The 14,326-nt window shown below is 44.1% G+C and carries 13 protein-coding genes; 4 read left to right on the forward strand and 9 right to left on the reverse strand.

Translation table 11 applies throughout. The features are described 5' to 3' along the window. Both ACLFWI_RS04820 and ACLFWI_RS04825 read left to right on the forward strand, forming a co-directional pair. A partial coding sequence (locus ACLFWI_RS04820) for a zinc ribbon domain-containing protein (protein WP_446411977.1) occupies nucleotides 1-431 on the forward strand: 431 nt, incomplete at its 5' end. A gap of 44 nt (nucleotides 432-475) precedes the next feature. Then, the gene (locus tag ACLFWI_RS04825) at nucleotides 476-1,174 is read left to right on the forward strand and encodes an ATP-dependent Zn protease (protein WP_446411998.1); all 699 of its coding nucleotides are present in this window, start codon (nucleotides 476-478) and stop codon (nucleotides 1,172-1,174) included. A gap of 20 nt (nucleotides 1,175-1,194) precedes the next feature. On the opposite strand, the gene ACLFWI_RS04830 is transcribed toward ACLFWI_RS04825, so the two are convergent. From ACLFWI_RS04830 to ACLFWI_RS04850, 5 genes are all read right to left on the reverse strand, one after another. After that, the gene (locus tag ACLFWI_RS04830; RefSeq protein ID WP_446411978.1) at nucleotides 1,195-2,187 is read right to left on the reverse strand and encodes a GGDEF domain-containing protein; all 993 of its coding nucleotides are present in this window, start codon (nucleotides 2,185-2,187) and stop codon (nucleotides 1,195-1,197) included. 770 nt (nucleotides 2,188-2,957) lie between these two features. Continuing rightward, the gene (locus ACLFWI_RS04835) at nucleotides 2,958-3,659 is read right to left on the reverse strand and encodes a PEP-CTERM sorting domain-containing protein (RefSeq protein WP_446411979.1); all 702 of its coding nucleotides are present in this window, start codon (nucleotides 3,657-3,659) and stop codon (nucleotides 2,958-2,960) included. Nucleotides 3,660-4,244: 585 nt separating this feature from the next. Then, nucleotides 4,245-4,886, reverse strand: a complete 642-nt coding sequence (locus ACLFWI_RS04840; RefSeq protein ID WP_446410997.1) for a PEP-CTERM sorting domain-containing protein — start codon at nucleotides 4,884-4,886, stop codon at nucleotides 4,245-4,247. 409 nt (nucleotides 4,887-5,295) lie between these two features. Continuing rightward, nucleotides 5,296-6,015: a PEP-CTERM sorting domain-containing protein gene (locus ACLFWI_RS04845; protein WP_446411980.1), complete on the reverse strand. Its 720-nt coding sequence runs from the start codon at nucleotides 6,013-6,015 to the stop codon at nucleotides 5,296-5,298. Between the two features lie 155 nt (nucleotides 6,016-6,170). Further along, complete coding sequence (locus tag ACLFWI_RS04850) at nucleotides 6,171-7,544, reverse strand: AAA-like domain-containing protein (protein WP_446411981.1); 1,374 nt, start codon at nucleotides 7,542-7,544, stop codon at nucleotides 6,171-6,173. Nucleotides 7,545-8,270: 726 nt separating this feature from the next. On the opposite strand from ACLFWI_RS04850, the gene ACLFWI_RS04855 reads away from it, so the two are divergent. Together ACLFWI_RS04855 and ACLFWI_RS04860 are read left to right on the forward strand one after the other, a co-directional pair. Then, entirely contained in the window at nucleotides 8,271-8,630 is a 360-nt protein-coding gene (locus ACLFWI_RS04855; protein ID WP_446411982.1) for a response regulator transcription factor, read from the forward strand. Between the two features lie 141 nt (nucleotides 8,631-8,771). After that, a complete protein-coding gene (locus ACLFWI_RS04860) occupies nucleotides 8,772-9,635 on the forward strand; it encodes a DUF4388 domain-containing protein (RefSeq protein ID WP_446411983.1) in 864 nt (287 codons plus the stop codon). Between the two features lie 49 nt (nucleotides 9,636-9,684). Here the strand turns inward: ACLFWI_RS04860 and ACLFWI_RS04865 are convergent, their stop codons facing one another. The 4 genes from ACLFWI_RS04865 to ACLFWI_RS04880 all read right to left on the reverse strand — a co-directional run bounded on the left by ACLFWI_RS04865 (nucleotide 9,685) and on the right by ACLFWI_RS04880 (nucleotide 14,043). After that, nucleotides 9,685-10,248, reverse strand: coding sequence for a DUF2062 domain-containing protein (locus tag ACLFWI_RS04865; protein ID WP_446411984.1), 564 nt, complete (start codon nucleotides 10,246-10,248; stop codon nucleotides 9,685-9,687). A 102-nt stretch (nucleotides 10,249-10,350) separates the two neighbouring features. Then, entirely contained in the window at nucleotides 10,351-11,463 is a 1,113-nt protein-coding gene (locus ACLFWI_RS04870; protein ID WP_446411985.1) for a mechanosensitive ion channel family protein, read from the reverse strand. 249 nt (nucleotides 11,464-11,712) lie between these two features. Then, the gene (locus ACLFWI_RS04875) at nucleotides 11,713-12,795 is read right to left on the reverse strand and encodes a mechanosensitive ion channel family protein (protein ID WP_446411986.1); all 1,083 of its coding nucleotides are present in this window, start codon (nucleotides 12,793-12,795) and stop codon (nucleotides 11,713-11,715) included. 201 nt (nucleotides 12,796-12,996) lie between these two features. Then, nucleotides 12,997-14,043: a tetratricopeptide repeat protein gene (locus tag ACLFWI_RS04880; protein ID WP_446411987.1), complete on the reverse strand. Its 1,047-nt coding sequence runs from the start codon at nucleotides 14,041-14,043 to the stop codon at nucleotides 12,997-12,999. Nucleotides 14,044-14,326: the final 283 nt, after the last annotated feature.

Consider the following 14,326-nt stretch of genomic DNA (forward strand, 5'->3'; position numbering starts at 1 on the left):
CTCATAATCTTTGTGATTGGGCGGGCATGATATTCGCTGAATCGCTCAACCTCAACACTTCGACTTCGCTCAGTGTTGACCCTGAGCGGAGCCGAAGGGTCAAAGCATTAGCCAAGGGAATGCTAGGCAAACACTGCCTAGATGCTGGGTGGGGTCAGTTTCTCCAAATACTAGAGCAATGCTGCTTTAAGCGGGGGGTCTACTTCCAAAAAGTAGATGCTAAAAAGACTAACTACTTTTGCCCGGAATGCCTAACAGAAACAGGCAAAAAGCTCCTATCCGAGCGAGTCCATTCATGTCACCAATGCGGCTACACAACCGATAGGGATGTAGCAGCCGCTCAAATAGTCCGCATTAGAGGACTTGCAGCCGTGGGACACACGGTCAAGATGCTTTCCGAGGGTAAATTCACTGGAATCCCTACGACGTAAGAATCCCCCGCGCTCTTTTAGCCGGGGGAGTGTCAAATCAACTTATGCAGCAAACCACTCTCAATGTAATTGCCATTGGTATCTTTGGCATGACCCTTTCCGCTCTCCTGACTCCAATTTTTAATATTCCGCCAGCGATTCCCGCCTTGGCAACATTTGGAATTTTAGGATTAGTTACGGTAGATACTCTCAGCTTTCAAGGTAAAGGTACAACGGTACTATTAGATTGGTTAGCCCAGAGACGCAGTGAGTATCGCGATCGCATTGTCCACCATGAAGCGGGTCATTTTCTGGTGGCTTACCTTTTGGGGATTCCGATCGCGGGTTATACACTGACAGCTTGGGAAGCCCTTAAGCAGGGACAACCGGGTTCGGATTTAGGTGGCGTGCAATTTGATACTCAGCAACTTTCACCGAATCCACTTGCCATTGGCGAAATGCGATTAACTCTGGACCGATTCTGTACCGTATGGATGGCGGGAATTGCGGCGGAAACCCTGGTTTACGGTGAAGCAGAGGGCGGAATCGACGATTGCCAAAAATTAAAAGAGGCGTTGAGATTATTTGAACGTCCTGCTGGCGAATTGACCACTAAACAGCGCTGGGCAATGATCCAAGCCCAAACGATGTTACAGGACAATTGGCAGGCTTACGAAGCCCTAGTCAAAGCTATGGCAGAACGGACATCCGTAGGCGACTGCTATCACCTGATTCAAGATCATTATCACAATGTAGAGACGTAGCATGCTACGTCTCTACATGATTAATAAAGCGTGTCATCACTATAAATCATCTGGTTAGTTCCTTTGGCTTTAGCACGCAAAAGATTATGGTCAGCCCGTTTGACGAGGCTTTCGCCTTTGTGGTCATCTGAAGCCTTGAGAGAAGCAATGCCAACGCTAATCGTAATCTCGATCGCGATCGTACCATCTACATTAAACGGTTGCTCGTTGATCTGATATCGCAGGCGTTTGGCAACAATTTTAGCTTCCTCCCCGTTGGTTTGATTAAGAACCACTAAAAACTCTTCACCGCCATACCGAAACAACGTATCCTGTAGGCGCAGATTATGCTGGAGTCGGGTTGAGAGCAACTGCAAAACGCGATCGCCAACCTGATGTCCATACGTATCATTCACAGATTTGAAATGATCTACATCCATCATAATCAAACTCAGATCCGTGATGTAGGTGCGGGCATTTTGAATTTGCCGGGGTAACTCCCATTCCATTGCCCGACGATTATTAAGTTCGGTTAAAGGATCAGCCAGAGCCAGGGTGGAGAGAACATCATTGGTTTGCAGCAGTTTTTGGTAGAACTGCACACTGCGCCATCCGGCGAGGATATGGGCTTTCAGGAGCCGATATTCTGCTAACGTACTTCCTGGATCTCCTGTTGGGGTGCAAGTCAAGGGTAGGTAAGCATCGGCACCGCCTTCTAGGGCTTCAGCACAAATAATTTGTTCCCGACGCGGATCAGCGGCTTTGCCTTCACTCAAGGAATAAGACGGGTCATTAATTAAAATGCAATACGTCCAGCTTAACTGCAGCTGTTCTTTAACCTGCTTACAGAGTTCCAAACTCCCATTTTGGGTTGCCTGCACGATTAAAATTGCGTATTGTTTGGCTTGAACCTTACTCAGAGCCTCTTCTGGATTGGCAGACGCCTCCACCTTGCCAGACGTGATCGTGCGAATCTGGTCAAGGAACGTCTTAAGGAATTGTGAATTTCCCACGATTAATACAGAAGCGTCCATTTTGGGATGTAGCTCGACAAGAGCTGAGACATTGACCCTGTGCACCTGATGTCAAAACGTTTTCTACCAGAAGTTGAAGCTTTGGCAGGGGATTTCCCCTCTCTATCTAGAGTAGACTGTTTTTCGGGCTAAGAACAGTAGTATATGTGCTGCAGGCAGAAACTTGCGGCGAACCTCTTGAGGGTTGCCACCCTGTATTGGATGCGATAAGGAGTTCGAGTATAACTCATTTCCCCTGAATTCTACAGTAGCTTATCGGTGGGTAGTGGCAGCATCTTGCTCCGTGGAACTACAGAATTTAGCAACCTTTTGTAGAGACGTTGCATGCAACGTCTCTACCACAGTCGTTTGTCCTCATCGATGTTTCTACTGCTATAACTAAAAATCAACGAATAACCCTGTAGACTAAACTTATAGAAACTTATAGGTTCACCCTTGTATTTGTCTGGGTGCTTTAACCAGTCTTTCTTCGCCTCCACATAAGATTTCCAACTCTCCACCAGTTTTTTAATGATTTGTTTCGAGACTTTGGTTGGCAAATCTCGATAAGACTCACTGTCTTTAACTAAGTGGTAGAGAGTTGGTAGGGTATACTGATTCCCCGTCTCAAAGAAGATTTTACTATATATCTACAATTTTCTACAATTTAAGCAGCAACAGTTCAGAACCCCATCCAAATCAAAGATTCAGATGGGGATAAATATGGCAAAACCTCAGTCAGTGAAGCACATGCTGAGGAACCTTTTGTGGGAACACACTAAGTTAATGGATTACTTCTTTTGTTTGAACTGCTTCAAGATTGAACCGACACCCAAGGAACCAATAGCGATCAAGCCGCCAATTGTTCCCGGTTCAGGAACCTCGGTTGCCGTAAACACAGCACCAGAGAATTTTAGATCCTCATCTATTGTGTTACCTGCATCGAGTTTTGCCTGAACTTGATCAACAGTAGTATTGTTGATTTGGAAGGTGACGTTGCCCTTACCTTTAGAGATATCGTTAGAGGCACTGGTAAAAAATCCAGAAATTGCCACGTCTACGGCTACGTTAGCACCACTATTTTTTATATCGTAGGTAGCCGTTTGCAGAGTGAAAATACTTTCGCCATCTGTGATGGGGTCTACATCATTGGGGAAAAAACCAACAACACCAGGAATTGGAGTTGTACCCAAGTCAAGAAAAGGAGTCTCTGCTGACAGGGGAGTAAACGAGAGAATACTACCTATGTTTGCCGAATTGAATACTTCAAAACTGGGATCACTACTCGTAATCGAAACTGGAGTGACGGGTTGGGGACTGAATGTGAGAGAGTTCTTGCTGAATTTAACGATACTTTGGTCACTGCCAAACGCACCAGAAGCTAACTGAAACTTACCTGTCAACGCGATGGCGTTAGCTTCACCAGCATTAGTCAACACACCAGCCGCGACTAGGGGAATTGTAGCCAAAGAGCCAAGAATTGCTTTTTTCATGGGATGGGGTACTCCTGTTGTTACTGCAAAATTTAGGGAACTGAGGGATTGCTAAGGGAGGCAGGGATATATTTTGATTTTCCTTTCCTCAAATTAACGTCTTGTTACTTAATCTGTCTATAGTTACCTGTAAGGATTTGATGAACTTTTTACAAAGTTTTCATGAAGCTTAGCCTAAGTCTGGGCAGTAAGATAATAGAAGTCAACTTCTAACCAACACTTGCTGAGTCTGATACCGTGACTATCTCTTAGGGTATGTCAAGAGACTATACGATTTCGTTTGTAATGGAGTTGCTGTTGCTACAACCCCAATGCAGCAGGTCGCAGATGATATATATTGAGCAATGTAAATATCCTACCTTAATTGTATTACAGCCAGTGTGACTGTCATCACTCTTAAGTTCAATTTGACGATTCTCCACCTTGAGAGCCACCAACGATAAAGCGATCGCGCCTTCATCTTCTCCAAAGGGGCGATCGCATCATTGGTCGCAAGGTTTGACGGTAGCTGGATATACAAAAAATTGGGGGTCTTTCTTTTCCCCAATGTTTTTGCATTTGAGCCACAAGCTCTAGCTTTTCGTGTTAAGCCTTGTTCTTTTTGCCAGCGCGGGATAGAGCCAAGGAACCAGCGACTACTCCTAGACCCAGGATTGTGGCAGGTTCAGGAACAGATTCAACGCTAATGAAAGCGCCAGAGAAGGCAACATTCTCCAGTGTCCCGCCATCCGAGAGGGCAGCTTCAGCCTGCGCGGCTGTCAGATCAGGAACTTGGAAAGTTAGGTTACCTGAACCGTTGGTTGTTTCAGAACCACCAACAAACTCACCAAAAAATCCTATTGATAGGGTTGAGCCACCGCCAGCATTGGCAAATGAGAATTCCTCGACACTCGTCACGTTGAAAACATTGTCTCCGTCCGTTAGTGATGCCAGGTCACCAAACGTACCCAAGTCCAAGAATGGATTATTTACCATATCACCACTAATGCTGGTGACGTCGTTGATGGTTGCACCATTGAAAGCTGTAAAATCACCTGTTTTAAAGGATAAAAATACCTCATTGGGTTCGTCGAAGAAGTCGATCGAATCCTCTGTGATATTCGCTAGAGTGTCGAATGAAGTGAGCTGAAAGTCACCGCTCAAAGCATTGGCTGCGCCAGCGTTAGCAAATACACCAGCAGCCGCTAGGGGCAGTACAGCGAGTGAGCCTAAAATTGCTTTTTTCATGAAATATACTCCTAATGACAGATTGATTTCGGGTAACTTAAGGGGTCTTGAGCCGGTGAAGCTTTGACCTGAGATTATTTTTCTTTCCTTAAGCTAACTTCATACTACTCGACATGTCCAGAAGTATCCATAAAGTTCCGATGAACTTTCTGTAAAGTTTTCATGAAGTTCCGTCCAGGTGGGCAAGACATCCTGCGATCGGTGGATTTCTTGGAATTGATGCTCCCTGGAGGTTATAGATTTTTTATATTACACCAGTGACGGCACGGTTTGTGTATAGGCACTTTACTTAAAATAACATAACTTTGTCAAGATCAATTAAAGATCAATAAGCGCAGGTTGAAAAGCACTATCTTTTGCCCGATACCAGAGGAACACGGTATATCGCACCCCTCTGGTTTAGCATATATTACGCCTGTTTCTTTTGGCGAGAGCGAGACAGCATCAGAGAACCCGCGACTAAGCCTAAACCAGCCAAGGTTGTGGGTTCAGGTACAGAAGCACTCATGAACACACCAGAGAAGCTAGCATCTAAACCTTCAGGGGAGGCAAGCGCGGCTTGAACAGCTGACTCTCTCAGGGTACTTTGGAAGGTTATAGTGCCTGCACCATTGGACATTTGGTCATCTGCACTGGTGAAGAATCCGGAAAGTCCCAAGGATATAGATGTACCCGTAAATTGATTGTCATGGTCAAACATTTCCTCAATAGTAAAGTCGCCGATGCTCAACAGAGAAAATGTATCTTCTTCATCGGTTATACTGGCATCGCCAAAGGGTAAATTGCCCAAATCTAAAAAGTTTTTGACCAATGGGTTATCTTTGGTTGCTCCATTGCTAGGGATAAGCGGAGAAGGAATTGACTTGATTGTTCCGGCGTCGAAAGTAGAGAAGGTTCCAGATTGATTCGTTAAAAGAAGCGCTCCTGGATCAGGTGTGAATTTTACCTGATCGGAAAACAGAGTAGCATTGGTGACTTGTACGAAAGGTGCAGTATCCGTTACATTTATTCCCGGAGAAATACTGAACTCTCCGACCAAAGCAGCTGCTTTTGCTTCACTAGCTGTGCTAAAAACACTAGCTGTAACGACAGGAAGCATGGCTAGGGAAGCAAGGATTGTTTTATTCATTGGAACTCCTTCGGTTTGGCGAACAAATAAGCAATTGTAGAATTTAAGAAGAGTCAATTATTTTAGGGATTACTATATTTTCCTCTCCTTACAAATAAGCTAACTGAATACTCCTGCTGTTGGCAATACCTGAATGTAAAGCTATCAATAACTTTCTATAAAGTTTCGATGAAGTGATATCTACAGACACGATCGCGGAAATACTCCTCATACAACTGACAGCTTACCACCACGCGATCGCCAACCCAACCCACTAACCCGAAACTGTGCAGCTTCACCATTTGGATCGGATCAAGTTCTACAGCGTCATTTGCCTTAAGCACCTGTTGATAAGCCACCGCTAAATCTGGATACTGGCGCAGCCGCCATAAAAGGCGATGCAAGTGATTCCCATAAATTCCTGTATCCGTCGCTACAGTTTCTCCGACCGATTTTAAACTTACCTGATGCTTTGCCATTTCATAGAACATTAAACGCACCAAATAGGGAAACCCTCCTACTAGCCGCATAAGCTGATCCAGTTCCTGGGATGATAAATAGAGTCGATGACGCTTTGCCAACTCGTAAATTTGTTCAGGAGTAAACGGGGGTAACTGAATCCCTAACCCCAGCGTCAACAGCGATTGATGCGGATGAAACGAAAGATAACCCTCTGTCGAATGAACCAGCACCAAGCGCAGGTGGGAAAAGACTGGGATATCTTTGGTATCCTCTTGCCAGGAGTGTAATAATGCTAGAAAGTCTCCCGCGATCGCAGGATACTGCCAAACTTGATTCACCTGATCAATGGCTAATACCAACGGGCGATCGCTTTCTGCAAGCAAATACTCCTGGAAATAAAGCGTGCAGCTAACTAAACTACCCATTGCTTCATCCCAATACTCATCCAGCTTTGGTTCTAGCCCAAGCTGTCGTGTCACATTGACACAAAACCAGCGCAGAAATGTGGCGATCGCACTATACACAGCACCCTCCGCCTGATTCAAACTCAATCGTACCGTCCGATAGTTCTGCTTTCTCGCATCAGCCAGAATTCTTGCCATTAACGAGGTTTTTCCCATCTGCTGAGAACCCTGCAAACGCAGGATGGTGGCGGGTTGGCGGATTTGCAGATAACAGTCTGATTCTGTTGGCGATCGCTCAATATAATAGATAGAGTTCAACGGAACTTGTCCCTCTGGTACTTCTAAGGGAACAAACTGCCTAGGTTTTAGGAAGTTAGCCGTTGCCAAACCCTTGTCACTGAACAGTCTTCGTTCGAGTACCGAGCGAAAATTGGTCTTATTAACTTTTTCCCCGCAGGCTTTTGAGAGTAAACGCCATAACTTCGGCGCGACACCTTGCTTAATATAATTGGCAGAATAACCATTCTCTTGAGCAATCTGGTCATAGGTTTGAGGTTCATCCTGCCATGATGCCCACAAAATCACTTTTTGAATATAACTCAGCGAATAACCAGTCTTAGCAACCAGGAACGTATCAATACATTCCAATACCTGGTCAATTGGACGATGCCCTTGTGTAATCATCGTAATCTATACCTTCTCAGCCTGTAGCGCCATTACAGTTCAGGGCATGTCCCTCTTTGTCAATTCATATAAGTTCACAAAAACAGACGAGAATGACTCCCTCAACTTATCAGTTTACTATATTGACAATTATATTGTGTTATGCTACAAGCCCCACTAGACGCGAATAAATAGTGACCTGTCTCTGACCAAGATATCAACTTTATATATTGACAAACCTGAAAATTTGAGTAATTTGGTAACTTTGCAACATCCTATTGAGTTTGTCAACCCTCTTATTTAAAGAGTCTGTAAAGTTTGGGGACAGTGATTAAAGATTAGATAAAGCTTCGCCGTTCAGCCGCACAAATTTTATGTCAAATTTATATATTGCTGATAGAGATTAAATTTGGCATCATAAAAAGTATAGATGGTAGGTTGTGAAACGCGATAAAATTTATTCCTCAATTTGATGAGGATAGGCTAGAAGAGAGGTCGCTGGTATTGATCCGCATTCTTGGCTAAAGCTATTAACCAAAAATCGCTTTTGATTTGAGTGATTGTTAAGGCGTCGTAGCTGGAGCGATCGCAGTGATGAACGGGCGTCTAAAAATTCAATGGATTTAACCGGAAGCTTAGGACTTATTCCTGTAAATATGACAGATATAAGCTTGTCTGATCCAAATAAATTTGTCTGGTAGAATTGGCGGAATCATCACCCTTGTTTGCAAAACGGATTTAGATATCATGAAAATCCTTGTCGTTGAAGATAACTTAGACTTTGCCGAAGTTTTATTTGAATGTCTCACCTTTGAAGGCTATATCGTCGATGTAGTCACAAATGGTGCAGCGGCTTGGGAAAGGGCAGTAATCACCGACTACGACTTGGTACTTTCTGATATCGAGCTTCCCCAACTTGATGGGATCAGCCTTTGTAAAAAATTGCGTTACCATGGCTATCATCTACCTATATACTTAATGACAGGTTTAGAACGAGATTTGCCAATAATCTCGACCAATGAAGCCAAAGCTAATGGTTATTTTTTTAAACCGTTTAGTTTTCAAGAGTTATTAGAGCAGATTCAATCCCATTATCTCTGTTTCTAAGTCAAACGTCTTCGGGGAGGAGTGGCTGGCGTTCTGTAAAACTTGTCCCGAATAACCACTTAAAAATATAGATCAGGGCTTTCGCTTACCTCCCTACTGTAAAGAATTTAAAGTCAACCCTTAAAAACCCTTTCAATTATCATGTGCATCACAGGTTCTCTTGCTGATTTTTCTCTACCGCAAGTTTTTTGCTTACTGGAAACCGGACATCAAAGCGGTTTGCTAACTCTGCATCCTGAGGGTACGGATCAAACCTCCTCAAATCAAGCCTATTATCTCTGGGTATATCGGGGACAGCTTGTCGGAATGGCAAATTTGTTAGATCATCAAGGGTTAGTCTCCTTAATTGCCCAACGACGCTGGCTCAAGGATACTTGTCCATCCAGTCTCTTTGCTAAACTGACCCGATTATGTCCCAAGCATCAACCTTTGGGTTCTTATCTGAAAAAACAGGGTATTTTAACCAACCAACAACTTAAGTGGCTATTCCAAGTTCAAGTTCTCCAGCCTTTGTGTGATGCATTTCAACTTAAAGCAGGTCATTTTAGGTTTGATCATAATGTACCGCTACCGACAATAGAAATGACAGGTTTGAGTATATCGGCGACACTCGCCACATTGATGGGACTGAGGAATTTGCCAAGTTGGGATGCTTTGGCGGATCACTTACCTAATCCGGATATGGGTTTAGCTAGTTTAGGGACAGATCAGTCTGAGTTTCCGTTAAATGACCTAGAGTGGCAAGTTTGGACATATACGGATTGCATGGTGTCTCTCAAATCCATCGCCCAATACCTGCAACTTCCCCTGAAAATGGTACAGCAGATTGCTTTTCGCTTAATTGCGATCGGTTTGGCTCAAGAGATGTCTCTAGCGGTAGAGGATGACTATACCCCAGCCATCGAGTCTCAATCACCAAGGTTGCACCAAGATTCCTATCGGGAAGTCGTTAGTTATTCGTTTCTGCAACATTTACTAGGATTTTTAGTCCCTAAAGCGTCTTAGTGACTTAAGGTTGGTGGGTTGAGCGAAGCCGAAACCCACCCTACTCACTTTAACGCTGATGCCGACGACGCGATCGATAAGAGGCGCGAACCCGCCGAATCAGTGTTAATCCTAGGAAATAACTACAAATTCCACCAACCATCCCCACCGTAAAGCAGCCAACAAATAGCGTCCAGATAATCTCAGATCCTAACGCCTTGAACTCCTGCCAAGATCCGAGGCTAATATCGGTTAAGCTATTTTTCTGGAGTAGCCATTTTCCTAGGTGGAAATTAAATGCATAAATTGGCACATAAGTCAAGGGATTACTCACCCAAGTACCAGCCGCCGCGATAATTTTATTTCCGCGAAAGATCAGCGCTAAACATATCCCTAAAATCGTTTGTAGCCCAAATAGGGGAAACAGCCCCGCAAACACTCCACAGGCTAATCCGCGTGCGATCGCCTCTGGGGGTCCAGAGAGACGAAGTAGGCGCCAGTAATAGTATTGTAAGCGCCGTCGGAAACTGGGTTTGACTTTGTGATTGCGATCAGGGTAAGGGCGAATGGGTGCAGGTTTTACCTCTAATGATGAACGTTGGGGGCGAGTTTGCAGGGAATTTCTCGACGACATACAGGCTAGAGAATCTACAGTTACAGCAAGGACGGTACAGGGTATACACTCATCCTAACTGACCCGTGTGATCGCGATCGAGTTCCATTTTCATCATTTAGATCAGATCGTAATCGGTGAATCCACATAAATCGTCGGTTCATTCATCTTAAAATTAATTCCATAAGCGAGTAACTGCTTGGAAATTTTTTCATTGGCGAGTTCCAAGAGACGCTTCCGCAATTGAATAGAATTGTCACTTGAGCCGAGAATAAAAAACGTTACCCTAGCCCGGGTGGTTTTGTCCTCTAGGGAGGGAATTAAGGTAATATTTGTACTTCCCGGATCGATACCGAATAAGGCGTTTGTACTTTCAGCAATAATTTGTTGAACTAAAGCTTTTTCTCGTTCTTCCAGAAGTTGAGAAAAATCCAAATAGAGTAATACCATCACTTTCTTCCCTCGGGTGACATTCTCGATTTCCCAATTTGCCATTGTTGAATTCGGAACAATCAAAAGTGTGCTTTTAGCCGCTGTGCGAATTTTTGTAGACCGCAAGCCAATTGATTCAACCCGACCAAACACTCCATCCGGTAAGCGAACATATTCTCCGGGAATAAATGGGCGGTCTAAATAAAGGACAATTGTCCCCAAAAGTTGTTCCAATGTCTTTTGGGCTGCAAACGCGATCGCAATACCGCCAATCCCAAAACTGGCGAGTAAGCCGACTAAATTGACCTGTTGGCTTTGAGCAAATGCAACCACGGCAATAAATCCGATGATGACATTTGCTAGAGTCTCAAAAACTAGGAGCAATTCATCAACTTCTCGACCGAGTTTCCGCACTAACCCGATCCCATACACTCGCACAAACTGGCGGAATAAGCGAGAAGCTAGCCAAGCCACACTCACAGTCACAGCTAAATCCATAAAGGGACGAAGGAAGTCATGCAGTCCCTGATACACCTCCAGCCAAGCCAGTGAGAATGACAGTAATATTAAGGTTCCAGCAAATTTAAAAGTTTGTTGGAGTGGATCAATTAAATTATCATAAATTTCCGTTCCTAGCTGAAGTGAAAATCGGTGGATAATCCAGCTCACCAGAATCGGAGTGTATCGACCCGCTAAAATAGAGAGGAGAGCAAATATCAGGAAAATTACATAGTTAGGCAGATTTAAAGAGTACACAAACAGAGAAACATCACTAATCGTCTTAGGTATATCGGTTAAGTTCATCAGGGAGTAGGGCTACTTGAGAAGTCAGACTGGCTCGACGGACAAGACATGTCGCATCTGTATTTTATATAATAAACTGTAATGCCTTTCATTTGAAAATTTAAACTATCTCCATACGGAATAGGGACTATCTCCATACGGAATAGGGACTATCTCCATACGGAATAGCGAGCGAGACGCTCGCACTACTGTTGCCTCCTGCCTTGGAGCCTTTTCCCTCCACCACAACACTTATTCAGAATGCCCTACTTAGATCGTAATCGGTGAATCCACATTAATGGTTTGTTCTTCAATATCAAAAGCAATACCATATTCCTTGAGTTGATTGGTGATATTTTGTTTAGCAATATCCAGGACTTGACGCCGTAACTCCATCGAGAACTCACCAGAACCCAGGATAAAAAAGTTAATTTGGGCTTGAGTCATTCCCGGATTTCCATCTTGGATAATATCTTTAAACGTGACATCTGTACTGCGAGAGTCAATCCCAAAAATATCAATCGTACTTTCTAAGATAACTTGGCGGATCAGCGATTTTTCTTGGTCGGGTATCGGACGATAGAAAATTAATGAGATAATTGAAATAACCTTCTTAGCGCCCGTGAAGTTTTCAATACTGACCTGAGTCAGGGAACTATTGGGAATTACCATTAACGTTCCTTTCCCAGAGGTGCGGATTTTGGTAGACCGTAGTCCAATGGATTCAACTCTGCCAAATGTACCATCCTGTAGACCGATATAATCATCGACGACAAAGGGACGGTCAATATAAATCACAATACCACCGAGTAACTGTTCAAGGGTTTTCTGTGCCGCAAACGCCACCGCCAGTCCGCCAATTCCCAAACTTGCCAACAAGCCCAAAATATTGATTTGATGGGTTTGAGCAAAGATAATGATAATGATGACAATAATTAGTAAATTGACAACCAGTTTGGAAAGAAGTAAGAGTTCACTATTCACCTTCCGTCCACTTTGCAGGGTGGCGTTTAACAGATAGGCATCAAAAAACCGCTTGAATAAACGAGAGCCTAACAAACTCACCGTAATCGCTAAGGCGAGACTGATGGGGAGTTCAATCAACTTGATAAACTCCCGTTTGGCATAGGCGAGAAAAATAATATCGGTCAAGGTTAGACTCAGGACTAACCCGATTAATTCTTTTTCCGGTTGAATTACCTTAGGATAGATATCCTTGAACCGCTCCCATAGCGAAACCAACCAGCGAAAGGCAAACAAACCGCCCGCGATCGCGAAAATCCCGGCAAGGGCGAGTAAGATGAATGTTTTTAGGGTATCGAAATCCAGGAATCCTGGTAAGGCATCCAGCATAGGAATCTCCAATTTAAGCAATGAGCTATTATCTATCTTTAGATCAACTATTAGCAACAAAAATAAACAATAAGTTATATAGACAAATTAGGTTAACATTGAGAAATAAAAAGTATTATTTGGTAATTTAAGTTGTTGTAACCACTTTATATCTCCGACGTCTTTTAGCCAGTGCAGCCATCTGCCATCTGCCGTCTGGTACTAGTCGGAAATTTGCTGCAAGAGTTGTTCAGCCCGGATTGCCCATTCCTCGTTTCCCTGGTTTCTGTACAAATTTCGGGCATATTCGAGAACTTGCTGGGCATCCCGTAATCGATTCTGGCGCAGAAAGACTAAACCTGCCCCATAATAAGCATTGGCATAATTCGAGTTACTTTCAGCCGATTGGCGAAAGGCTTCTAGCGCTCCGTCTAAATTGCCCTGTTCAAATAAAATTGACCCTAGATTATAATAAGCTTCTGGGTATTGGGGACTAATTTTGATAGCTTGCTCAAATGCGGCTTTTGCCTGCTCTAGCTGCCCCTGTCGCAGATAAACCAGTCCTAAATGATAAGCGGGTTCTGGTGCATTGCTGCTCAACTGCATCGCGTTCTGGAGCGCCGCGATCGCAACTTCATACTCCCCCAATTCAGACAGCACCAACCCATAATTATAATGGGCAACCCCCAACTCCGGATCAAGGTCGATCGCCTGTCTCAACGCCTCCCGTGCTTGGGGCAAATTATTCCCTTCCAACAACGCCGCGCCTAAATTGGCGTAAGCTAGAGCAAACTTGGGATCGATCTGAGCCGCCTGGTAAAACGCATTGGCGGCAGCTTGTAACTGTCCCGCTTGGCGCAAGGCTAGCCCTAAATTATAATGTGCTGGGGCAAGCTGGGGGTTGAGTTGTGCCGCTTGGCGAAACGCCGCGATCGCTTGGGCGACATTCCCTTGCTGAATTAACCTCAATCCCTGGTTTAGCTGTTCGAGTGCGGCGGGTTGGGTTGGCTTCAGAGGCGGAATCGATTGAGCAAGATAGTCAGTTGGTTCTGTCTGGAATAGCAGTACAGGGGTGCAGGGGTGTAGGGGTGCTGGGGTGCATGTAGAAACCTGCCCTGGCGCGTCTGGGTTCATGGGAACGTTTCTCACCCTATCCGACGCCAGAGAATGATTAGCCGCAATTGCACCGATGCTAATACTTAGCAACAGTAAGCTTAATTGATAGTACAAGGCAGAAGGTTTTTTACTGGTACGTGGGTGTTTCATCATTTAGCTGAACCTGATCTTAAACGTTTTCCCCGGCTTCCCTACCCAGCAAGCTATCATTGTTAAAAAAACATTAAGTCGATATGGCGCTAGAATTATACCATTTTTTCACAAGATTAGCTGTTAAACCAGAGAATATACATAAAAATTAGAACTCATTAATGAAGAGCAACCTTACTTAACTTAACAGTAATTTTCCTGACCCAACTGGGCTGAGAGTATCAAATTGAGGACAGAACGCGCTAATTTGATAAACAGAGAGTTGCTCATCTGCTCCATATCCATA

Source organism: Coleofasciculus sp. (assembly GCF_046539235.1).
Taxonomy (GTDB): Bacteria; Cyanobacteriota; Cyanobacteriia; order Cyanobacteriales; family Coleofasciculaceae; genus Coleofasciculus.

Excerpts from the sequence above, each read along its gene's own strand:
- ACLFWI_RS04825 (WP_446411998.1), top strand. The coding sequence starts at position 476 with ATGCAGCAAACCACTCTCAATGTAATTGCCATTGGTATCTTTGGCATG.
- ACLFWI_RS04830 (WP_446411978.1), bottom strand. The coding sequence starts at position 2,187 with ATGGACGCTTCTGTATTAATCGTGGGAAATTCACAATTCCTTAAGACG.
- ACLFWI_RS04835 (WP_446411979.1), bottom strand. The coding sequence starts at position 3,659 with ATGAAAAAAGCAATTCTTGGCTCTTTGGCTACAATTCCCCTAGTCGCG.
- ACLFWI_RS04840 (WP_446410997.1), bottom strand. The coding sequence starts at position 4,886 with ATGAAAAAAGCAATTTTAGGCTCACTCGCTGTACTGCCCCTAGCGGCT.
- ACLFWI_RS04845 (WP_446411980.1), bottom strand. The coding sequence starts at position 6,015 with ATGAATAAAACAATCCTTGCTTCCCTAGCCATGCTTCCTGTCGTTACA.
- ACLFWI_RS04850 (WP_446411981.1), bottom strand. The coding sequence starts at position 7,544 with ATGATTACACAAGGGCATCGTCCAATTGACCAGGTATTGGAATGTATT.
- ACLFWI_RS04855 (WP_446411982.1), top strand. The coding sequence starts at position 8,271 with ATGAAAATCCTTGTCGTTGAAGATAACTTAGACTTTGCCGAAGTTTTA.
- ACLFWI_RS04860 (WP_446411983.1), top strand. The coding sequence starts at position 8,772 with ATGTGCATCACAGGTTCTCTTGCTGATTTTTCTCTACCGCAAGTTTTT.
- ACLFWI_RS04865 (WP_446411984.1), bottom strand. The coding sequence starts at position 10,248 with ATGTCGTCGAGAAATTCCCTGCAAACTCGCCCCCAACGTTCATCATTA.
- ACLFWI_RS04870 (WP_446411985.1), bottom strand. The coding sequence starts at position 11,463 with ATGAACTTAACCGATATACCTAAGACGATTAGTGATGTTTCTCTGTTT.
- ACLFWI_RS04875 (WP_446411986.1), bottom strand. The coding sequence starts at position 12,795 with ATGCTGGATGCCTTACCAGGATTCCTGGATTTCGATACCCTAAAAACA.
- ACLFWI_RS04880 (WP_446411987.1), bottom strand. The coding sequence starts at position 14,043 with ATGATGAAACACCCACGTACCAGTAAAAAACCTTCTGCCTTGTACTAT.